Source organism: Nodosilinea sp. E11 (assembly GCF_032813545.1).
Taxonomy (GTDB): Bacteria; Cyanobacteriota; Cyanobacteriia; order Phormidesmidales; family Phormidesmidaceae; genus Nodosilinea.
In genome coordinates this window covers 3,904,197-3,925,299 of record NZ_CP136520.1, presented here as the reverse complement: position 1 = coordinate 3,925,299, position 21,103 = coordinate 3,904,197, and the positions used below count along the sequence as shown (strand labels likewise).

The following is a 21,103-nucleotide window of genomic DNA, read 5'->3' as shown; positions in this document are numbered from 1 at the left end:
GTTTTCGGCCATGCGCATGTTTAAGATCACCGCTTGTGTTCCTAGCCAAACTAGAATTCGCACCCAGCGGGAACTACAAAATACCTTCTTCACCAAGCTAGTCCCCTACGACAACTGGTTTAAAGAGCAGCAGCGCATTCAAAAAATGGGCGGCAAAATCGTCAAGGTTGAACTGGCCACCGGTCGCCAGGGTGCCAATACTGGTCTGCTCTAATTGGTTTTGCAACCGGAGACCTGCTTTAGCAGAGCATCTAAGAAATTTTTTTACTGCGTTACTAAATAATGCTGTGATACGTGCAGGGTTAGCCAATGGGCTGGCCCTGCCGTTGTGTTTTTGGCGAAGGCTCTCAGGTTAACTATTTTTGTGAGTTTTGGGCCGTTTAGAAATCACAAAAATAGTTGCCTCCGCTATACTTGGCCGTTGAACGACTTGGCCTTAGGGCAGGCGGGGTAGCAGGGTGAACATTGCGCGATTGATTCCATGGATTGACCCCACGGTAAGTCAGTGGTCAGCGGAAGCCCGCTGGCTCCGGTGGCTCACCTTTGTATGGCTAGGAGCTGGGCTGCTAGTGCTGTTTTCTGCCTCCTATGCGGTAGCCGTCGTTGAGCATGGCTATGGACTGCACTACGTGATGGTTCAACTGATGTGGGTGGTGGTTGGGTTAGTGGTGTTCAACCGGATTGTACATACCTCCCTAGATCGGTTGATCCAGGGTTCAGGCATTGTGCTGCTGGTGTTGGTAGGGCTGGTAGCCCTGACTCTCATCCCGTCCCTGGGGGTGACCGTGAATGGGGCGACTCGTTGGTTGCCCATAGGCCCGTTTATGATTCAGCCCTCAGAGCTGATCAAACCCTGCCTAGTGTTACAGGGGGCGCGGCTGTTTGGCAGCTGGCATCGGCTCTCCTGGTCAACTCGTCTCACTTGGCTAGGCATTTTTGCGGCAATTTTGGGCTTGATTTTGATTCAGCCCAATCTCAGTACGGCGGCAATCTGTGGCCTGACCCTGTGGTTGATTGCATTGGCGTCGGGGTTGCCCTATCTATATCTGCTGCTGACCTCAGGGGGCGGACTCTTAGCGGCGGTAGTCAGCATTAGTCTCAAGTCTTACCAGCGCGAGCGAATCGTTTCTTTTCTAAATCCCTGGGCTGATCCGGGGAATAAGGGCTATCAGCTCGTGCAGAGTTTGTTGGCCATTGGGTCTGGTGGGTTGTGGGGCCAGGGGTTTGGGCTGTCTGAGCAAAAGCTGTATTCGTTGCCCATTCAATACACCGACTTTATCTTTGCCGTATTTGCTGAAGAGTTTGGCTTTGCGGGCTGTCTGGTGCTGCTGCTATTTTTGGGCCTATATGCCTCGCTGGCCATGTTGGTGGCCCTGCGGTTAAAGCAGCCTCTATACCGGCTAGTAGCCGTGGGGGCAATGGTCGTTTTGGTGGGTCAAGCGCTGCTGAATATGGGAGTGGCAACTGGAGTGCTGCCGACCACGGGGCTGCCTTTTCCGCTGCTGAGCTACGGAGGTAGCTCAATGGTGGCTAGCTTGGCGACAGCGGCGCTGCTGGTGCGGGCCGCCAGAGATATTAATCTTGATGCGCCAGTGCCTTTGCAGCGGCACCAATCAGCGGCTGGCAATCAAGCGCGATCGCCCCTGCGGGTTTTAGACGGTGGCAACGCTTTGTCTTAAAACACGTTTTATCCCCAATCCGAATTGCATAACCCCAATTCCCAACCGGCCAAATCGTAGGGGCGCATGGCATGCGCCCGTCTGAACCGGGGGTAACTAAACAGGATTTAGTGTTACCTGATAAACAGAAGTCTGAGAGCAGGTTGCCAGATTGTTACAATGGTGAATGCCTTTGCCTTTCGCCACCTTGGTTAATGTTCCAAAGCCTTCAGCTTTATCTCTACGAAATTGCCCAATGGGCCAATCAGCTCGTCAATGCCCAGTTGACTCAGGTGTCGTGGATTAGCCTCTCGGTGGTAGGGCTAGCGGGTTTGCTGACGAGTCTGTCACCCTGTCTGCTGTCGATGCTGCCGATTATGGTGGGCTATATGGGCGGCTATGAAGCGGGGAACCGAAGGGGGGCGCTGGTGCGATCGCTCTCCTTTGCCCTTGGTCTAGCCACTACCCTGGCGCTGCTGGGTCTGATCGCTGGTTTTTTTGGTCTAGTGTATGGTCAGGTCGCCTGGGGCTTACCCATTGTGGTAAGTGTGGTGGCGATCGCCATGGGGTTAAACCTGTTAGGGGTTATGCCGTTGGCGCTACCCGCTGGGGCAGGCCCCACCTTCGAGCGGTGGAACCTGCCCCCCTGGCTAAGGGCCTACGCCCTCGGCCTCACCTTTGGCATTGTGGCATCGCCCTGTAGCACCCCAGTACTGGCGACCCTACTGGCCTGGATTTCAGCGACGAAAGACCCTGTATTGGGGAGCGCTCTGCTGTTGGCCTACGCCGTAGGCTACGTTACCCCTTTGGTGCTGGCGGGGACGTTTACCGCCAGTCTGAAGCGACTGCTGGATCTACGCCAGTGGTCGAGCTGGGTAACCCCGGCCAGCGGAGCGCTTCTGCTGGGGTTTGGCGTGTTTTCACTGCTGTCACGGCTGCTGCCAGCGACGTTGGTGTAACGGTGTTGGTCTGTTTTGAGGAATTATATGGCTGCATCTGACACTTCACCACCGACGATTAAAGACGGGGTGCGCAACTATTTTCAGCAAGATTTGCTGCCGCTACTGGCCGATCTGCGACTAGCCATTGTCTTGCTGCTGGCGATCGCCGCTTTTAGCATCAGCGGTACCGTGATTGAGCAGGGCCAAACCCTGGAGTTTTACCAGACCAACTACCCCGAAGATCCGGCCCTATTTGGGTTTTTGAGCTGGAAAGTGATCTTGACCAGCGGCCTAGACCACGTATACCGCACCTGGTGGTTTTTGGCCCTGTTAATTGTGTTTGGCGCTAGCCTTACCGCCTGTACCTTTACCCGCCAGTTTCCTGCCCTAGGAGCGGCCCAAAAGTGGAAATATTACACCCAGCCGCGCCAGTTTCAAAAGCTGGCCCTCAGCGCTGAACTCTCAGCCACCGATCTAGATTCTCTGGCCGCAGGGCTAGCTCAAAAGCGCTATCTCGTCTTTCGCGACGCTACTCAACTCTACGGGCGCAAGGGCATCGTGGGCCGCATTGGCCCCATTGTGGTGCATGCCAGCATGCTACTCATTTTGTCAGGGGCCATTTGGGGCGCCATGACCGGCTTTTTTGCGCAGGAGATCGTGCCTAGCGGCGAGACCTTCCAAATTCGCAACATTTTTGACGCTGGCCCCTGGGCCGCCGCCCAAATTCCCAAAGACTGGTCGGTGCGGGTCAACCGCTTTTGGATTGACTATACCCCCGAAGGCAATATCGACCAGTTCTACTCTGACCTCTCAGTCTTAGACTCAGCGGGGGATGAAATCGATCGCAAGACGATTTTCGTCAATCAACCCCTACGCCACAGAGGAGTAACCTTGTACCAGGCCGACTGGGGCATTGCGGCGGTGCAAGTCAAGCTAAATAACAGCCCAGTGCTGCAACTGCCGATGCAGCCCCTAGAAAACGACGGGCCTCGCTTTTGGGGCACCTGGCTGCCCACCAAACCCGACATGAGCGAGGGCGTCACCCTGCTGGCCAGCGATCTCCAGGGTTCCGTACTGATCTACGACAATGCTGGACAGCTTGTGTCTACGGTGCGTAAGGGCATGGCGGCAGAGGTCAACGGTATCCGGTTGTCCCTAGTGGACGTGGTGGGAAGCACTGGATTACAGATCAAGGCCGACCCCGGCATTCCCTTGGTATACGGCGGGTTTGGGCTGCTAATGCTGGGAGTGATCATGAGCTACGTGTCGCATTCTCAGGTGTGGGCGCTGGCAAAAAATGGCATCGTCTACGTGGGCGGCAGAACCAACCGAGCCCAGGTAGCCTTTGAGCGGGAGCTGCTAGCGCTCTTAGAAGACCTATCCTAGGATGCAGAAACTCCAGAACTCAGCATCGGAAAAATAGGCGAATCACCCAACCCGGAGGTTATCCTGATAGGCGAATCCTGGGATTGCTCAGAGTTTTATGGCCTGCTACCAAAAGGCGGCCGCCTGAACGTCGGCTAGGCTCTCAGGCCGTCTAAGCGCCTGGGCCTAGGGACAACGCTAGAGATCAAGCTATTCACTAACTCCCCACTACCGAGCGACCATGACCTACCTTGGGCTGAAATGTCACGCGGCGATCGCCGGTTCAGAAACCTGGCTAGGGTCAATGCCCCTGCCCCTAGGGCAACTGTTGCAAGAACCGATTACGGACCCGGTCGCTATTTTTCTGACCATTTTGGCCATCATGCTGGTGGCTCCGCTGCTGGTTGAGCGACTGCGGCTACCGGGCATTATCGGACTGATCTTATCTGGGGTCGTGGTAGGCCCTTACGGGTTAGGCATTCTAGATCGCGACCCCACGATTGTGCTGCTGGGCACTGTGGGGTTGCTATTTCTGATGTTTTTAGGCGGCCTTGAAACCAGCCTTGACGATCTCAAGCGCAATGCCGATAAGCCGATTATCTTTGGTTTAGCCACCTTCGTCGTCCCGATGGCGCTGGGAACCGCCGTGATGATGGCTCTCCAGTACAGCTTTTGGGCCTCGATCCTGGTGGCCTCCTGTTTTGCCTCCCATACCCTGGTAGCCTTACCGGTGCTCAACAAGCTGGGGATTATGCGTCACCCGGCCTCTACCGCCACCCTAGGCGCTACCCTCATTACCAACGTGCTAGCGCTGCTGGTGCTGGCGGTGGTGGTCAGGGCCGATCAGGGCGATCTCACCCTGGGCTTTTGGCTCTTTTTAATTCCAGCCCTAACGATTTACACCTTTGCAGTGCTTTGGGGCATCCCCAAGCTAGGCCGCTGGTTCTTTAAAAAATTTGGCCACGACGAAGGGGCAGAGTTTACCTTTGTGCTGGCTGCCCTGTTTGTGGCCTCTTACCTAGCCAGCCTGATTGAGATTGAACCCATCGTCGGGGCATTTCTGGCAGGGGTAGCTATTACCCAAATTATTCCTCGGCTCAGCCCTCTGATGAACCGAGTGCAATTTATTGGCAACACGCTGTTTGTGCCGATTTTCTTGATTTCAGTGGGCATGCTGGTGGACCCATTTATTTTGATTCGCCAGCCAGAGTCGATTGTGCTGGTAGCCATCATTGTGCTGACGGAGTTGGCCAGCAAATTTGTCGCCGCCTGGGGGGCTGCCCGCTGGTTCAAATGGAAACTGCCCAGCACGATGGTGATGTTTGGCCTGTCGATGGCCCAAGCCGCCTCGACCCTAGCGGCGATTACCATCGCCTTCGACATTGGGTTAGTCGATGAGATCGTGGTAAATGCGATTATCGTCATGATTTTGGTGAGCTGCGTGCTGTCGCCCTGGGTAGTCGCTCGCTGGGGTGCACAGATCCAGAGTCCGACCGCTGACGCGGAGACACTAAGCGAAGAAGGCCAGGATACAGAGACCATACCCACCCTGGGGCAGCGTATTTTGATTCCGGTGGCGAACCCCAGTACTGAAGATAATCTGCTCCAGCTGGCGATGATTCTCACCAAACGTGTAGGGGGTACTCTGTTGCCCCTACACGTGCTGCCCGATCGCAATCAACCCATTGTCGAGGCCGAAAGGACTCGCCAGCTGCGTCTACTCGACACCGCCGAAGCCATTGCCCACGCCGCGACGATTCCGGTTGAAACCATTGGTCGCATCGACGACTCAATTGCCTGGGGCATTTTGCGTACCATCCAAGAACGCAATGCCGACTTGCTAATTTGCGGCTGGAAGGGGTTTTCGACCTACCAAGAAAATTTCTTTGGTAGCGTGATCGACACCATCGTGCGATCGGCAACCATTCCGGTACTGATCAGCCGATTTCCCCAGCCAATTGAAAACACGGAGCAAGTGGTGCTGGCGATTACCGGCAGGCAGGCCAACCTGAGCCAGGTTAAAAGTACCCTAGCCATTGCCCAGTGTCTTGCGGAAGAGCTGAAGGCACCGCTCCACGTGGTGCAGATGGCCGTTGGCTCTGGCCGCGATCGCGAACTCACTACCCTGCTCCAAGATCAAGCGATCGCGGTACAGCCGACCCATGGCAACACGGTTAGGCGGGTATCCGAGGTCATTAGACCCAATACTCTGCTAATCCTAATTGCCAGTACCTACAGCGTCGGCCAACCTGCCCTGGGTCGCGAACCCGAGGCCATCACCCGTGCCAATTGGGATACCAATGTCATCATTGTGAACTTCCCCGCTACCCCCACCAAACGGGCCTAAGGCTGAGCACGCAGATAATTGAGAATTCCCTGGGCGATCGCCTGGCCCATCTGGGCCTGCCAACGGGGGTCGCGCAGCTTAGGGGCATCGAGCGCCCCGGTGACAAAGCCAATTTCGATCAGGGCAGCGGGCATTGAGGTGCGACGCAGCACTAAGAACCTGGCCTGGCGCACGCCGCGATCGTTCATCGCCATGGTGCTGAGCACCTGGTTTTGCAGGACGGTGGCTAACACACGCCCCGAATCTGAGTAGTAGTAGGTTTCTAGCCCATTGACCTCAGGCCGCTGCATGTTGACCGCATTGGCGTGAATGCTGACAAACACAGTGGCGCGGGCCGACTCAGCCATATCGGCCCGGGGCTGGAGGTCAACCGTCTGATCGACTTGGCGGGTCATCTGGACTGCAACACCCTGGGCTTGCAGAGCCGCCGCTGTGTGCTGGGCCACGGCCAACACCACCCCTTTTTCTTGCAGGCCACCAATGCCCACAGCGCCTGGGTCAGCCCCGCCGTGGCCAGGGTCGAGCATCACTAAAAACTGCCTCTGAACGGCTCGCTGAACTGGGGCCGCAGCGGGCGCAGCCACGGGTACTGCCGGGGTCGCCGACCGGGCAATGGGGGGCGGCGCAGAGGCCGAGTTCACCACCGGCAGTACGACGGTAGTCGGTGGCGCGGCAATCTGGCTGGGGGCCATCCCCAGGGGGGTCACCCAGATACCGCCGCTAGCCAGGGGAGTAATTTGCCAGTCGGGGCTGTGTCCATCCAGCGTCAGGGTGATGCGAATGGCTGGGGGCGCGGTGGCAAACTGGGTCAAGCTCCAGCGATGGATACCGTAGCGCCCCTGGGGCAGGGCTTCGGGGGAGAGGCCAGGGGCAATCGCCGCATCGAGCAGATCGATCACGAGCTGGCGCGCTTGGTTGCCATCGCGGGTGCGATAGACCTGGATCTGGGGCGCAGCTCCAACGGTCGGAATGAAGAACCCTTCGGGAGTCGCCTGGACGCCACGTAGCACAGTAGCCGTAGCCCTGACCGCCGCTGGCGTAACTTGATTGCGGCTGATCAGCGCCGGCAGCGGGCGATCGCCTGCCACCACCAGGGGACGCAAGGCCTCAGCCTTAGAAAAATCCGGTGCTTGCAAGCCGTGATCGACAGGCTCGACGGCAGTTGTGCCGGGCAGTTGCACCACCCACTGTTCGCGGGTTAGCCCCCATACCTTGACCTGTTTAGGGTCGAGGTCATAGCTAGGGTTAAGCTCTAGCACCATACGAATGGTTTGGGCGTTGGCTTGGGTGACCCGCACCGCTGCCACCGCACCGCCCACCAACTGATCGCCCAGGGCGTCTTCGGTCAAAACCCCTGGCAGGTCAATCACTAAACGACGAGGATTGCTCAGCAGACTGACCTGGGGCTGAACACCACCCTCAGTAGTGAATAACAAGCGGTTTTGGCCCGTGTCAAACTCCCAGGTTTGCAGGCGCGCGGTCGCTTTAGCCGGCAGGCCACCAAACAGGCACACCCCGGCTACTCCTACTACCCCAGTAAACAGCTGCTTTAGCCGCAATCGAGCGGATCTCCCCACGCACCATACCCTTCAGCCCGGTTCTCTGCCCCACGGGGACAAAGCCTGCGATCGCCCATCCGTCTGACCATAGCCCTAAGATCTATCTAGATCGGAAAAATAGTCGTGTAATTGGCTTAAATGGCTGAATTGGCTTAGATATTAGCTCACTTTTGCCAAAGCAATGCCCCCAATTCAAGGCAAGGGCAGCTAAGGGAAGATTCCAAAAACGGGAACAAGCAAAAACGGGGCACTTTTGCCAGTAGCCTATGGATCGACCACCCCAAAAACACCCCGCTTATTTAGATGCATTAAGCTAACTTTAGCTTGACCTAGAAATTGGCACTATTCAAAACCAGCGCTAAAAGAACGAGGGCTGGTGACGAATCAGGCTGAGGAACTCTTCGCGGGTTTTAGAGTCTTCTTGGAACACCCCTAGCATGGCGCTTGTTACGGTCCAAGAGCCAGGCTTTTGCACCCCGCGCATCACCATACACATGTGGCTGGCTTCAACCACCACGGCCACCCCTTTGGGGTCCAAAATTTCCTGCACCGCTTCGGCGATCTGCCGGTTGAGGCGCTCCTGCACTTGCAATCGGCGAGAATACATTTCCACAATGCGCGCTAGTTTGCTCAGCCCCACCACCCGCTGGTTGGGAATATAGGCCACGTGGGCGCGTCCCATAAAGGGCAGCATGTGGTGTTCACACAGGCTAAATAGGTTAATGTCTCGCACCAACACCATTTCGTTGTGGCCCTCATCAAAGATAGCCCCGTTGACCAGTTCTTCGAGGGACTGCTGGTAGCCGCTGGTGAGAAATCGCATGGCCTCAGCGACCCGCTTGGGGGTTTTGAGCAGCCCTTCCCGCTCGGGGTCTTCGCCCACCGAGAGCAGCATCGTGCGCACGGCATCGCTCATATCTTCGTGGCTGGTTTCGGGGATGGGGTATTGATCGGCCTCTTGCCGGTAGCTATGGGTGCGATCGGGCCGAATGGTGGGCTGAACGATCGCCTTTTGCCCCGTGCTCTTACCGTTGGCTTGATCGTTAAGGCTGTTTGAGGATGCAATAGTCATAGGGGTTCTAAATACTCCAGAGGTTCAACAAAAGTAGGGCCACTCACTGAGTTAGCCAGGTCGCTACAGGGAAAAAAACTTGCTACAGGGCACCGCCTGCGGGCATCAGGGTAAGGTCTTCAATCACCGCCTGGGCAGGCAACTGAATCGTGTGCAGCACGGTTTGTGCCACGATTTCTGGGGTCAGCATAGAAGATCGGTCAAACTCCGCCTGTACCGTATCGGTATCCCAAATGGGCGTGTTGACGGCCCCTGGGGAGATGGTTACAACTCGAATACCATGGGCGCGCTCTTCCGCCGCCAGCACCCGCGACAGGGCTACGATGGCGGATTTGCTAACGGTGTAAGCACCCCAGTCTGGAAAGGCAGACTTAGCGGCAATGGAGGCAATGTTGACGATGGTGCCACCGCCGCCCTGCCTCAGGACCGGTACAACTGCTTGAATACACTGGAAAATGCCAGTGACATTCAAATCCATCACCCGCTGCCAGTCTGCCAAGGGCATGGTGGCGAGGGGTCCCGTATAGCCCATGCCAGCGTTGTTGACCACCACGCTGAGGGGACCAAAATCAGCTAGCACCGCCGCTAAACGAGCCTGCAAGCCATCCATCTCAGCTAGATCAACGGCGTAGGCTTTAGCCACAACCCCATAGCTAGCCAGCTCTTCCTGCACCGGTTTCAGGGTGTCTAAGGAGCGGCTGACAAGGGCGACATCGTAGCCAGCTTGGGCTAGGGCTAGGGCGATCGCTTTGCCGATGCCACGACTGGCCCCAGTTACCAGAGCGCGGCGCGGCAAATCAGAAGATACAAGAGTTTGCAATGGTAAGTACCAATCAACAAAAAGCGGAACAGCTAGCGCCCCAGGTCAGAACGAACCACCCCAGGCACCTCCTAGGGGACTAAGGGCGGGCTAGGCACTTTGCTTATGTTAACAAATGTAAACAGTTTATTAACACGGTATCCGCTGATAAACACTGGGGGCCTTAGGTGACCCTACTGCTGTCCCAAGACGGAAAAATAAACTCAGCATTAACTCCTTCATAGATAAACATTGACAAAAATCGATGCAAGCCCCCAAGTAAACTCTGGTGAGTCAAACCCTTAGCTGGTTGGTCAGGTCACTCTAGGCGACTTCAGCGAAGACACCAATCTGGCGATACTTCTGATAACGCAACTGTTGTAAAGCCGTGGGTGTGAGCTGAGACAGGCTGCTCAACTGCTCTCCGAGCGCCTGCTTAAGAATCTCGGCGGCTTGGATGGGGTCGGCATGGGCACCGCCTACTGGCTCGGGCAGTAGTTCATCTAAGATACCCAGTTGCTTGAGATCCCAAGAGGTAATTTTCAGCGCTTCGGCGGCCTCCCCAGATCGGCCTGCATCTTTCCACAAAATGGCGGCACAGGCTTCAGGGCTGGCCACAGTGTAAACCGAATGCTCAAACATCATCAGGCGATCGCCCACGCCAATGCCTAGGGCACCGCCCGAGCCGCCTTCCCCAATGATGGTGCAAACGATGGGCACCGTGAGGCCAAACATCTCTCTCAGGTTGTAGGCGATCGCCTCGCCCTGACCCATTTCTTCAGCCTCAAAACCGGGATAAGCACCGGGAGTATCAATAAACGTAATGATTGGCATTGAAAAGCGATCGGCGTGACGCATCAGCCGCATGGCCTTGCGGTAGCCGCCCGGCGACGCCATCCCAAAGTTGCGGGCGACATTGTCTTTGGTGTCGCGCCCCTTCTGGTGACCCAAAATCACCACGGGCCGACCGTTGAGTCGGGCCACACCGCCCACTAACGCCGGGTCGTCTTTGCCCGAGCCGCGATCGCCGTGCAGCTCAATCCAGTCGTCGGTAATGGCCTGAATATAGTCGAGCGTGCTAGGGCGACGTGGATGACGGGCTACCTGAAGCCGCTGAGCCGGTGTGAGGTTAGAAAAAATTTCTTGGCGTAGGTGAGTCGCTCTGGCCTCTAGCTGACGCAGCTGGGCCGACACATCGACATCATTTTCTTCGGCCAGTTCTCGAATTTGGGTGATGCGGGCCTCTAGCTCGACCAGGGGCTTCTCAAAAGACAGCAAAATAGACTTGCGTTCGGGGGGGGCCATAGCCAGAGGAAAAACAACTAAACACGCCAATAGCGAGCCAAAATGATTTGGTTACCCAAAAAATTCTCGCCCGTCTGCATTCTAGAATACCAAGCCCGCGTCCCCCTGCCCAAGGTTAAAACCCAACCCCAGCAGGGGGGTAATTCCCCTAGGAAAGCTCGACAGCCAGGGGGGCACCGTTGAGGTCGAGCAGCGGACGAAACCCATGTCGCCGCGATGCTTGACCAATCATGTCCATTTTTTCGAGGGTGATCTGGTTTCGACCCCACGAAAAGTTGGTGTACCACTTTTCAAATTCCAGCAGCATAGCCTCGGCAAAACAGGCAAACAACTGGCGTCCGGGCACGTCCATATTGACGATCTGCATAATTCGCCAGTCAATGTCGAGGGAATGCTCGACAATACCGCCCTTCAGCACATGCACGCCTTCAAAGTTGAAGCGCTGGTCAAGATTTTTGGGGTAGCCACCATCGATCATTAGGCAGGGTTGCTTGAGGGTGTTGGGGTCAACCTCAACGCCCTTGGCCATACTGGCCACCCACACCACAATGTCGGCCTTAGGCAGGGCCGAGTCTAGATCCATCGGCACTCCACAGCCCAGCTCTTCTTGTAAACGCTGGAGACGCTCCTGGTTGCGGGCAATCAGCAACAGGTCCTTAATGTCAGTACGAGCCGTGAGCCAGCGACAGACAGCACTACCAATGTCCCCTGTGGCACCACAGACCGCCACCGTAGCGTCAGACAGATTGATGCCCAGCTGCTCGGCAGCCGCAACCACCTGCTGACAAATGATGTAAGCCGTGTGGGTATTGCCGGTAGTAAACCGCTCAAACTCTAAAGTGACGTTGCGCACCTGCTGAATTTGGTTGAGGTTGAAATTTTCAAAAATAATTGACGAGAACCCACCCAGGGCAGTGATATCAATGCCATGCTTTTGAGCGTGGGCCATGGCATTAATAATTTTGCGCGTGGCCGCTTTAATCCGCTTAGCGGCTAGCATTTCAGGCAAAAAACACGACTCCACGTAGCGGCCTTCGATCTGCTGACCGGTGGCGCTAGTGACTTTGATCGTATCGACAATCTGGGGTGGGGCGCTGCACCAAAAGTCTAAGCCCTGGTCGGCATATTCGGGATACCCCAGGTCTCGGGCTACAAGCTGGGCGTGGTCAAGGCTGGTCAAATGTCCAATTAAGCCAAACATCGCGATCTAGGGTACGGGGGTATAGTGCGCCAGGAGGTGTGGTGCAGGTTAACAATTTACCTACGATAAACTGCCCAGTGCTAGATTGAACAGAGCACCGGGCAGCTAGGAAGGTGAGGGGTAGCCAAGGCTGCCGTAGCAGCCCAGAGCGGCAGCAGCAGCGGCCCTGCCAAAGTCAGACTGAGGCCATCGCCCTGACCGCGCTTAGACCGCGGCCAACCCCTGGGCAGATAGTTTCATCACTTCACGGCTAGAGAAGCCGATATTGCTCAACGCTTCACCGTAAGTAATCATAAAGTCTTCTACCAACGCTTCTTTTTCCATGCCCAGCACCTGAGCATCGTCAGATACCTGGTTTAGCATGGCCCAAATGATCGGTAGATTTTGGCGATTAGCCGCTTCTAGCTCAGCTTTGGCTGACTCAAAGTTGGCCTTGAGCCATTCTTCGCCAAAATTGAGGTGGCTATATTCATCTTTGACTACGCCCTCGGTGATTTTGCGAGCAAAGTCGTCGGCCACTGGAATGTAAATGTTGTAGGCCGAAATAGCAAAGGTCTCAATAATTAAAGACTGAATCAGTAGGCAGGTAACAATCTTGCCCTCGGCCCAAGCCTGCTGAAAATTTTCGTGGAGCTGAGAGAAAAACTTAGCCGCAAACTCCATATCGGGAGTGACGGACAAGTTTTTGCCGCAGGCCTGAAAGCCTTTCATGTGGCGATTTTCCATTTTTGCCAAGCGCAGCAGGTCATCCTTTGAGTCGGGCAGTGACTCTGCCAGCTTGCAGTAGTTGTCGTAGGCTTCTTGCTCGCCCTCAATCACAATGGCATTGATGCGGCTGTAGGCATCTTTGTAGTGCTCTGACTGGTAGTCAAGGGTTGAAGTCGTCTCAAGCTGTTGAATGGCCATGGGTACCTGCTGGATAGCGGATAAGTTGCTAATTTTTGATTGATCGCAATAATACTATGCCAAAGTCAACGGACTTTGGGTTCGCTCAGTGGACAGTAGCCAGCTCAATAGTGCCCTACACCCTCTGATTAGGCGTGGTTTCATGGACCCGCTCGATAGAAAAAATGGGACTGCCACCAGTACGCTCATAAGTATTGCTAATGATTGTGTTGCTGTAGGGATGGGGCTCAAGGGGGTTAGTGAGCCAGAAAACGTGGGAGCTCATACCGAATCCGAGTCCTAATACCCCCAATAGCCAACCGGTCAACCTGTAGGGGCGCTGGCATAGCCTGGCCGGAGGCCTTACGGCGGTTCGCCCAGGGGAATCGGGGATAGCCCAGTCAGAGGCCCATCCTAGCCTGCATGAATCAGTCATGAATCAATTTAGATGACTTTCGGATGGCCCAGCTGAGTCTCAGATGGACGGTCAAGGCTGAGATGGGAGCCGCGCTCATGGGTTGGTAAGGAGGTTTATCGGTAAGGTGCCGATCAGCTAGGTTAGGTCCGCCAGAACGAACCTTAACTAAAATAGAAAGGAATTGTTTGGGGTCGAGTGAGCGAGAGATTTATGTTTTTAATCAGCCAATGGGCTTAGAAAAAACTTTGGCAAACCATAAGAAACATAGTGGCATCAGTGGAGCCAAATAGCTCTAGGGGTAGAGCCGATAGGGGGGCAGGCACCATGTCACCACGAAAATCGAGAAGCTGCACCAGCACCAGATAACCAATGGCGAGCAGCAGAGAAATAATGCCCGTGACAATGGCAACAATTTTAGAGCGATCCATAGCAGCCTTTTGAGTTCAGATGGGTAACGTAATTCCACTGTAATTCACCCATAATTTAATCGGCAGTGGCTCCTGCATGGGTTTTGCCCAGGCATTGCCAAACAGGGGTAAGCAGAAGCCATCACAGGGGGAAGCACCACAGGCTATTGGCTGGGTACCCTGAGCAGAGATACGCTGAGGGTTATCTAAACGTCTGGGTACGGGTTCTATCACGGTTCTACGGGTACGGGTCTATGGGCGCTGCATTGTCACAGGATGAGCTAATCGCAAAGCCGGAGTCGGCTCCAGCTGTTGTGCACACCGAAGGGCTCAGCAAGGCTTATCGCACCGGCTTTTGGCTAAATCAGCGGGTGACTTCTCTAAAAGACTGCTCTCTGACGGTGCATCAGGGAGAGACCTTTGGGCTGCTAGGCCCCAACGGCGCGGGCAAAACCACGCTGCTCAAAATTTTGCTGGGGATTATTCGCCCGACGGTAGGCCAGGCTACGCTGCTGGGGCACCCCCTAGGGGACAGCGCTGTCAAACAGCGCATCGGTTACTTGCCCGAAAATGCCTATTTCTACGACTTTTTGACGGGCTGGGAGTTTTTGCAGTACACCGCTGGGCTATTTGGCCTGTCGCGGGCGGCTCAGCAGCGCCGCATTGTGGAGCTTTTAGAGTTGGTCGGTTTATCTCAGGCGGCGGCTAAGAAAAAACAGCTGCGGCAGTACTCAAAGGGCATGCTACAGCGGGTGGGCATGGCCCAGGCGCTGATCAATGACCCCGACGTGGTGTTTCTCGACGAGCCGATGTCGGGGCTTGACCCCACAGGGCGCTTTCAGGTGCGGGAGATTATTTTGGCGCTGAAGCGCGAGGGCAAGACGATCTTTTTTAACAGCCACATTCTGTCAGATGTAGAGGTAATCTGCGATCGCATCGCCATTCTTGACCAGGGTGAGCTAATTGCCATGGGTAGCCTAGACCAGCTGCTAGGCACCGCTGACCAATACCTGGCAAAGGGGCGCGGCGGCCACATTGCCGACCTCAAACCCTGGCTTGACCAGATGACGGTGCAGGGCGAACTGTGGCAGGGCCACGTTAAAGGCAACCCCTACGATTTTGCCAAGCAGATTCCACTGGCTGGGGGGCATCTAATTACCCTGCAACAAACCCGTCCTACCCTCGAAGAGTTTTTCATCGGCCAGATTCGTCAGCGTCGGGAAGCGTAGCGGGCAGCGATGGGTGTCAGCCCCGAGTGGTGGGGCGGGGGCATCGCGTCAGTTGCCCAGACTAAAAGGCGGGCGGGCTTGGAGGTCTCTGGCATAGCCTGGAGCATTATGACCAGAGGGTCACGCTATAATTGCTCTACTTTGTCGGCCCTGCCTGCGAAGCGTAACCCTGCGAACCCTGATATCAAACGCCCTAGGGCGTTAAAAGCTTTCTATGGGCACCACTACCACCGACAAAGGCACCTATGTCTTATTGATTGGGACTAACGAATCCCAAACACAGCAAATGGAGTTTGACCTGCACGAAGCAGGATATAACCCGGTAGTAGCCCCTAGCGCCAAGGCGGGCCTTGCCACTGCCAGCGAGAGCACGCCAGCACTAATTGTGGTTGATCGGCTACTGGGGGGGGAGTCTGGGCTGGTGCTCTGCCAAACCCTGCGTAGCCAGGGGATTAAAGCGCCGATTGTGCTGCTGATGGCCAAAGATAGCCTAGAAGACCGAGTGGCCTGTCTAGAGTGCGGGGCCGATGACTACTTTCTCAAGCCCTATCGAGCCGATGCCTTTTTAAAAATTGTGCAGCTCTACCTGCAATCGGTACCAGGGGAGACGGAAAACTTGCGGTTTGGCGACCTCACCCTCGACTTGGAGAGTCGCCATGCTTTGCGGGGCGATCGCGTGATCGATCTGACCATGAAAGAATTTGAGCTGCTCAAGTACATGATGGAGCACCCCCGCGAGGTGCTGCCCCGAGAACAAATTCTGGAAAATGTCTGGGGCTACGACTTTATGGGGGAATCGAACGTGATCGAGGTGTACGTGCGCTACCTGCGCCTCAAAATCGACGGCGAGGCCGATAAGCGCCTAATTCAAACCGTGCGCGGCGTGGGGTATGTGCTGCGGGAGAGTTAGGGCGTGGGTGGGTGAGTGGGCGGGTGGATGAGTGGATGAGTGGGCGGGGGAGTCATTGACCTGTGAACACCGTGGTTGGGCGGGTGAGTGACTAGAATGGGTTTGCCCGTCGTTGATTTTTTCTAACTTTTCTAATGGCCAATTGTTTTAGTGATGCGGCTCCTCAACGCCTGTCTCCCTGGCTGAGACGGAGTGCGCTGTGGAGTCTGGTGCTAGGGGCTGTGGTGCTGGGGGTTGGGTGTGCGCCACCGCCCTCAACCCCATCCTCGACAGGGTCATCGTCTACCCCCGAAACCATTGCCCCTGAACCCGTTGCATCACCCCCCACCAGCGAGGCCCCCATGGTGGATGCGCGCGCTCAGCAGTTGGGGGTGACGGCAGTGACCACCCTAGGCGGCGAAGAAATTTTTCTAGAGGTGGCGGCAACCCCTCAGCAGCAGGCGCTGGGGCTGATGTACCGCGAGCCGCTGCCCGACGATCGGGGCATGCTGTTTCCGCTGGGGCGAGCCCGCCCAGTCAGCTTTTGGATGAAAAATGTGCCGGTGCCCCTAGATATGGTGTTTATCTACAACGGTGCGATCGCGGCGATCGCCGCAGATGTGCCCCCCTGCACCGCCGACCCCTGCCCCACCTACGGCCCCGAGGGCCAGCTAGTTGACCAGGTGATTGAGCTACGGGCGGGGCGCGCCGCCGAGCTGGGGCTACGCGAGGGGGATGAGGTGGTGATCACGCCGCTGTAACCGGGGTTGCTGAACCCAGATATGGATCAAAAAAAGAGTCCTCTTGTAGGGGCAAACGGTCGTTTGCCCTAGCCATTTGCCCCTACCCAAATTTGTGCTCTTTTACGTTGCTAAAACCGTAACCCCAGAGGGCTTTCTTAGGGTTCATTGATAGATTGCTAGAGAACGCAGGAAGATCCAGTCTGCATTTTGAGGCCAGCGTTTCAAGCCACGCCTTGAACCTCAAGACTGGGATTTCTCTGCCGATCTTTAGGTGTGAGATTAGCCATGAACAAGCGAGTATTTTTGGCACTGGTGGGAGCAGGCCTAGTGGCCACTGCCCTCGGTAGCAGCACTAGGACAGGCGAGATGGCCATGGCCCAGACCCAGCCCGAGTGGCACAATTGCCTAACCTTCGAAGTGTATACCCCCGCCAAGCAGGCCTGGTGCGCTCGCTGGAGCACCGTGCAAAACGGCACCTACATCGTGCCCACGGGCCTTGGCCCCGAGGCTGAGGCTGTCACTGTCACCCTAGAAAACGGCGAGTATAATCGCCCTGGCGAGCTACTAGTGAGCTTGGCCAACGAGCCCCACTGGCTGGCTTTTGGCGATATCGATGGGGATGGCAACGACGATGCCGCCGTGATCTTTGGAGTAGCCGAGGGCGACGGTACTAACCTAGTCACCTACCTGAGCGCCGTGATGGATATCGACGGTGTGGCGAAGGCCCTAAGCCCTGTAGCGCTGGGCGATCGCATTATGCTCAACGGCCCCATCACCATCGCCAACCAGCGAATCAACCTGCCCCAGCTGACCCAAACTGAGGTCAACCATCGCAGCTTTGTTGCCGATGGCAGCAGCCTGAGCGAACTGGCTCAGATCCCTAGTCCTGAGCGTGCTGAGGTGCCCGACGGCACCCTTGTGTTGGCACAGACCTCGACCTATGCGGTGCGGGTGTTTACCCAAGCTGGTCAGCCGCGCATCAATCTGTTTGACAAGACCACCAGCCGTCAAACCCTCAGTGCGGCCCCGGCGATCGCGATCACCTCCACCGAAGGCATCACCTTCAGCTACGCGGGCTTTGCTCCCGACGGCATTCCAGCAGTGGCGGTTAGCGTAGCCGCCGACGGCACCCAAACGATTGAGGTAAATGGCACTGTGCAGACCAACAACGCCAGCGTCACGGGCACCGTCACCTACCTGCCCCGCATTGCCATGCCCCCCAATGCCGTTTTAGACGTCACCCTGGTCGATGTCAGCCGGGCGGGCGCGCCTGCCATCGTTCTGGCCTCCCAGAGTACGGTTTTTGGCGAACGGCAGGTGCCGATTCCCTTTGAGCTGGTGTACGATCCGGCTCAAATTGACTCCCGCTTTACCTACGCGGTGCAGGCCCGCATCATGGTCGAGGGCCAACTGCGGTTTATCAGCACCCGTCGGTTTGCGGTGATTACCCAGGGCAACCCTACGAACCTAGAGGTGAGAGTCGATCCGGTGGCTCAGTAAGCCAGCGGATCGATCGACAGGCGATTGGGCCAATCGTACAGCCTGCGAAGGACAGCGATCGGGCTCTACCCTGAGATATAAATTCGGTAAACCTGGAGCTGAGGCGCTCGGCGGAGGAAAGCCGCTTGCTAAACTAGCGGCTGTGCAGCAATAGCGTCGTTCACAGCGTGTAGCCCTACCGTGACCGTTAAAGATTCAGCCCCTACCCTGCCCCTTGTCGCCCAGCCCCCGCTCCAGCCCCTGGTTTACCTGGTTGAAGATGAAACTCAAACCGTGCTCGATTGGGCGGCGGCGGTAGCCCAGTCAGACGATACCTACTTTCAGCGAGGGCAGCGGCTGGCGCGACGGTTGGGAGCCCACTACCGTCGCGATGGCCTGACTGAGTTTGGTTTTTGGACCCCTGCGTTGGTAGCCGACATTATTCAGTCGGAGCGCACCCTGGAGCTAGAAATTTTTACCCCGTTGCAGCCGATCGATTTTCGATCGCCCCAGCAGACGCTGAGGTTTCAGCGCGATCGCGTGCCGATGATGCAGCAGGGAGAGTTTGTCTGGGCCGTAGTCGCAGGGGTGAAACCGGGCAGCCGCGATCGCGCCGGCAGTTTTTACTGGGTGCGCCACATTGATGCCGAAGGGCGGCTGAACTACATTCGTGACCCCCTGGCCTACTCGCTACCCTACGGCGTGTTTGCCCCCGCCGAAGTCTACGATGTTCGGCGGCTACAGCAGCAGCGGGCCGACCTGGGCTACCTGGCCCGGAGTGCCGCACCCAAGGGCGGCATTGACCCCGAGATTCCTCGGGTGCCTGCTCCCACCAACATTCTGCAAATTCACGTCAAAACTGCCTCCGCCGAGGGCAGTCTGGAGGGGCTCACCCGCATTTACCAGCGCATTTCTGCCAAGCTGGCCGCCGGGGAAGACCTCACCCCCGCCGAAACCGCCTACACGGGCTATCAGGCCATTCAGCTCTTGCCCGTAGAGCCCACCATTGAGTACCGTCGCGAAGACACCAACACTGAGCACGAGTTCTTTGCCATTGCCGACGACGGAGGGCTGCCGGAGGAGGCAGACGCGGCGCTCAGCAGCAGTCTGACCGTCACCCTGCGCCAGCCCAACGCCCAAAATTGGGGCTACGACGTGCCGATTTTAGGTAGCGCTGCCACCAACCCAGCGGTGCTGGGCAGCCTGCGCCCCGACGAAATGGTCGATTTTATTGCCACGCTGCACACCTTCTCAACCGGCCCCATTCAGCTGATCTATGACCTGGTCTATGGCCACGCCGACAACCAGGGGTTAGAACTGCTCACCCAGCAGTTCTTCAAAGGCCCCAACATGTATGGCCAAGACCTCAACCACCAGCTGCCCCAGGTGCGCGCTATTTTGCTCGAAATGCAGCGGCGCAAAATCAATACCGGGGCTGACGGCATTCGCGTCGATGGCGGCCAAGATTTTCGCTTTTTCAACCCCCTCAGCGGTCGGGTGGAGCAAGACGACGTGTACCTGCTGGCCATGAGCGACGTGGTGCAGGATATTCAGGGCTATCGGCGGCGCATGTTTACCATCTTTGAGGATGGTCGCCCCTGGCCCGAGGCGGGTTGGGAAGAAAAATCGACCTACCGGGAGCTGATCGAGGCCAAGCCCGGCTCGTTTCAGTGGGGGCCGCTAATCTTTGCCCACAACACTCCTACCCTAAAAGGCTTTTGGGATCGCAAGTGGCGGCGGGTGTGTGAGGTGATCTTTCAGGGTGACCACTGGATTACCGGCTGTGGCAACCACGACACGGTGCGCCGGGGCAACCAGATTGACCTCGATGCTGACATCAACTGGAACCTGGGCAAAACCCTGCCCGAGGCCCTCAACCGGGCCTACAACAACTCGGCAACGCTGCTGTGGGTCCACGGGTTTAGCCCCGGCCTGCCGATGGATTTTCTCAACGCCAGCCTGGAGACCCCCTGGGGCTTTTTTCGCAACACCGACGATCGCTACGGGGTGAAGGTGGTGTCTGAGGAAGTGGGCTTTTTAGATTGGGAGATTGAGCCGGAGCTGTACCTCCAGCCCCACGCCTTTCCTCAGCTCAAGTCTCTAGGGTTTGAGACCCTGGACCAGCTCAAGGGGTTTGCCAATGCCCTGCGTCAGGCCATGGTCGAAACCGACTACAACCTGGAAGAAGTGGCCCAAATTTGTCAGCACTGTCTGGGCAATGGGGTTGACGGCATTGCCTGTGAGGTGCCCGCCCTCGAAGAACTGAACCAGCCCAGTCTGCCCCGGTTTTTGGCCACCCTAGATGTGCCTAAGCTGAAGCAGTTTGCCATGGCTTTTATGGAAGACGGCCACGATATTTGCAATGTGGCCCACTATTTTGATCACGCCCACGGCGATCGCGGTCGCTTTGGCATGGCCCTGCGGCAGTTTCGGCGGCAGCGCCCCTGGCTGCGGGAGAATTTGATTGGCCGCGATCGCTTCAACCGCATCAGCGACGACGAGCGCACGATTTTCTATGGCTATCGCATTGAGCCCCACCCTCCTGGCGATCGCGCTCCCCAGGAGGTGGTGATGGTGGCCCACATGGGCGGAGCCGCCATGACGGTAAATTTGGGCGACTGGCTTCAGCTCGATCTAGGGGCCTGGCAGGTGGGGTTGGCGACTCCAGGGTTGGCGCTGTCGGATCATCCCGATGAGCTGCGATCGTTTGAGCTGCGCGACGGTGAAGGGCTGCTGCTGGTGAATGCCGCCGCCGAGTGATGGCTAATGCTGCGATCGCACCCCTCGGGGTAGACAAAATGCCCTA

17 protein-coding genes are annotated in these 21,103 nt (G+C 56.8%); 10 read left to right on the top strand and 7 right to left on the bottom strand.

The annotated features are described in order from the left end of the window. Positions 1 to 10 precede the first annotated feature (10 nt). The 5 genes from RRF56_RS19565 (at position 11) to RRF56_RS19545 (ending at position 6,311) form a co-directional block, all read left to right on the top strand. A complete protein-coding gene (locus RRF56_RS19565) occupies positions 11 to 214 on the top strand; it encodes a phycobilisome linker polypeptide (RefSeq protein ID WP_017299912.1) in 204 nt (67 codons plus the stop codon). Between the two features lie 244 nt (positions 215 to 458). Continuing rightward, on the top strand, positions 459 to 1,679 hold the full coding sequence (locus RRF56_RS19560; RefSeq protein WP_317034836.1) for an FtsW/RodA/SpoVE family cell cycle protein: 1,221 nt from the start codon (positions 459 to 461) through the stop codon (positions 1,677 to 1,679). A gap of 194 nt (positions 1,680 to 1,873) precedes the next feature. Further along, positions 1,874 to 2,617: a cytochrome c biogenesis protein CcdA gene (locus RRF56_RS19555; protein WP_317034835.1), complete on the top strand. Its 744-nt coding sequence runs from the start codon at positions 1,874 to 1,876 to the stop codon at positions 2,615 to 2,617. Between the two features lie 27 nt (positions 2,618 to 2,644). Then, entirely contained in the window at positions 2,645 to 3,985 is a 1,341-nt protein-coding gene (locus tag RRF56_RS19550; RefSeq protein WP_317034834.1) for a cytochrome c biogenesis protein, read from the top strand. 283 nt (positions 3,986 to 4,268) lie between these two features. Next, positions 4,269 to 6,311, top strand: coding sequence for a cation:proton antiporter (locus RRF56_RS19545; RefSeq protein WP_410510647.1), 2,043 nt, complete (start codon positions 4,269 to 4,271; stop codon positions 6,309 to 6,311). Here RRF56_RS19545 and RRF56_RS19540 read toward each other — a convergent pair. The 7 genes from RRF56_RS19540 to RRF56_RS19510 form a co-directional block, all read right to left on the bottom strand. Beyond that, on the bottom strand, positions 6,308 to 7,888 hold the full coding sequence (locus RRF56_RS19540; protein ID WP_317034832.1) for an N-acetylmuramoyl-L-alanine amidase: 1,581 nt from the start codon (positions 7,886 to 7,888) through the stop codon (positions 6,308 to 6,310). The two genes, RRF56_RS19545 and RRF56_RS19540, sit on opposite strands and share 4 nt — an antisense overlap. A gap of 340 nt (positions 7,889 to 8,228) precedes the next feature. Next, positions 8,229 to 8,942: a GTP cyclohydrolase I FolE gene (folE, locus tag RRF56_RS19535; protein ID WP_410510498.1), complete on the bottom strand. Its 714-nt coding sequence runs from the start codon at positions 8,940 to 8,942 to the stop codon at positions 8,229 to 8,231. Between the two features lie 82 nt (positions 8,943 to 9,024). After that, positions 9,025 to 9,762 (bottom strand): SDR family oxidoreductase, encoded by a 738-nt coding sequence (locus RRF56_RS19530; RefSeq protein ID WP_317034831.1) that lies wholly within the window; start codon positions 9,760 to 9,762, stop codon positions 9,025 to 9,027. Between the two features lie 303 nt (positions 9,763 to 10,065). Beyond that, a complete protein-coding gene (accA, locus tag RRF56_RS19525; protein ID WP_317034830.1) occupies positions 10,066 to 11,046 on the bottom strand; it encodes an acetyl-CoA carboxylase carboxyl transferase subunit alpha in 981 nt (326 codons plus the stop codon). 148 nt (positions 11,047 to 11,194) lie between these two features. Beyond that, positions 11,195 to 12,247, bottom strand: a complete 1,053-nt coding sequence (locus RRF56_RS19520; RefSeq protein WP_317034829.1) for a long-chain acyl-[acyl-carrier-protein] reductase — start codon at positions 12,245 to 12,247, stop codon at positions 11,195 to 11,197. Positions 12,248 to 12,451: 204 nt separating this feature from the next. Then, on the bottom strand, positions 12,452 to 13,147 hold the full coding sequence (locus RRF56_RS19515; RefSeq protein ID WP_410510646.1) for an aldehyde oxygenase (deformylating): 696 nt from the start codon (positions 13,145 to 13,147) through the stop codon (positions 12,452 to 12,454). Positions 13,148 to 13,783: 636 nt separating this feature from the next. Then, positions 13,784 to 13,978 (bottom strand): hypothetical protein, encoded by a 195-nt coding sequence (locus tag RRF56_RS19510; protein ID WP_317034827.1) that lies wholly within the window; start codon positions 13,976 to 13,978, stop codon positions 13,784 to 13,786. Positions 13,979 to 14,211: 233 nt separating this feature from the next. Between RRF56_RS19510 and RRF56_RS19505 the strand changes: the two genes are divergently transcribed. From RRF56_RS19505 to gghA, 5 genes are all read left to right on the top strand, one after another. Beyond that, positions 14,212 to 15,186: an ABC transporter ATP-binding protein gene (locus tag RRF56_RS19505; RefSeq protein ID WP_317034826.1), complete on the top strand. Its 975-nt coding sequence runs from the start codon at positions 14,212 to 14,214 to the stop codon at positions 15,184 to 15,186. 214 nt (positions 15,187 to 15,400) lie between these two features. Continuing rightward, on the top strand, positions 15,401 to 16,096 hold the full coding sequence (gene nblR, locus RRF56_RS19500; protein WP_317034825.1) for a response regulator transcription factor NblR: 696 nt from the start codon (positions 15,401 to 15,403) through the stop codon (positions 16,094 to 16,096). A gap of 134 nt (positions 16,097 to 16,230) precedes the next feature. Next, complete coding sequence (locus tag RRF56_RS19495) at positions 16,231 to 16,836, top strand: DUF192 domain-containing protein (RefSeq protein ID WP_317034824.1); 606 nt, start codon at positions 16,231 to 16,233, stop codon at positions 16,834 to 16,836. Positions 16,837 to 17,103: 267 nt separating this feature from the next. Further along, positions 17,104 to 18,318 carry a YbaY family lipoprotein gene (locus tag RRF56_RS19490; protein ID WP_317034823.1) on the top strand — a complete coding sequence of 405 codons (1,215 nt, stop codon included), beginning with the start codon at positions 17,104 to 17,106 and terminating at the stop codon, positions 18,316 to 18,318. A gap of 207 nt (positions 18,319 to 18,525) precedes the next feature. After that, positions 18,526 to 21,057: a glucosylglycerol hydrolase gene (gene gghA, locus RRF56_RS19485; protein ID WP_410510645.1), complete on the top strand. Its 2,532-nt coding sequence runs from the start codon at positions 18,526 to 18,528 to the stop codon at positions 21,055 to 21,057. Positions 21,058 to 21,103 lie beyond the last annotated feature (46 nt).

What these genes read in the sequence shown, in the direction of transcription:
- RRF56_RS19565 (WP_017299912.1), top strand. Translation starts at nt 11, where the DNA reads ATGCGCATGTTTAAGATCACCGCTTGTGTTCCTAGCCAAACTAGAATT.
- RRF56_RS19555 (WP_317034835.1), top strand. Translation starts at nt 1,874, where the DNA reads ATGTTCCAAAGCCTTCAGCTTTATCTCTACGAAATTGCCCAATGGGCC.
- RRF56_RS19550 (WP_317034834.1), top strand. Translation starts at nt 2,645, where the DNA reads ATGGCTGCATCTGACACTTCACCACCGACGATTAAAGACGGGGTGCGC.
- RRF56_RS19545 (WP_410510647.1), top strand. Translation starts at nt 4,269, where the DNA reads ATGCCCCTGCCCCTAGGGCAACTGTTGCAAGAACCGATTACGGACCCG.
- folE (WP_410510498.1), bottom strand. Translation starts at nt 8,942, where the DNA reads ATGACTATTGCATCCTCAAACAGCCTTAACGATCAAGCCAACGGTAAG.
- accA (WP_317034830.1), bottom strand. Translation starts at nt 11,046, where the DNA reads ATGGCCCCCCCCGAACGCAAGTCTATTTTGCTGTCTTTTGAGAAGCCC.
- RRF56_RS19520 (WP_317034829.1), bottom strand. Translation starts at nt 12,247, where the DNA reads ATGTTTGGCTTAATTGGACATTTGACCAGCCTTGACCACGCCCAGCTT.
- RRF56_RS19510 (WP_317034827.1), bottom strand. Translation starts at nt 13,978, where the DNA reads ATGGATCGCTCTAAAATTGTTGCCATTGTCACGGGCATTATTTCTCTG.
- RRF56_RS19505 (WP_317034826.1), top strand. Translation starts at nt 14,212, where the DNA reads ATGGGCGCTGCATTGTCACAGGATGAGCTAATCGCAAAGCCGGAGTCG.
- nblR (WP_317034825.1), top strand. Translation starts at nt 15,401, where the DNA reads ATGGGCACCACTACCACCGACAAAGGCACCTATGTCTTATTGATTGGG.
- RRF56_RS19495 (WP_317034824.1), top strand. Translation starts at nt 16,231, where the DNA reads ATGGCCAATTGTTTTAGTGATGCGGCTCCTCAACGCCTGTCTCCCTGG.
- RRF56_RS19490 (WP_317034823.1), top strand. Translation starts at nt 17,104, where the DNA reads ATGAACAAGCGAGTATTTTTGGCACTGGTGGGAGCAGGCCTAGTGGCC.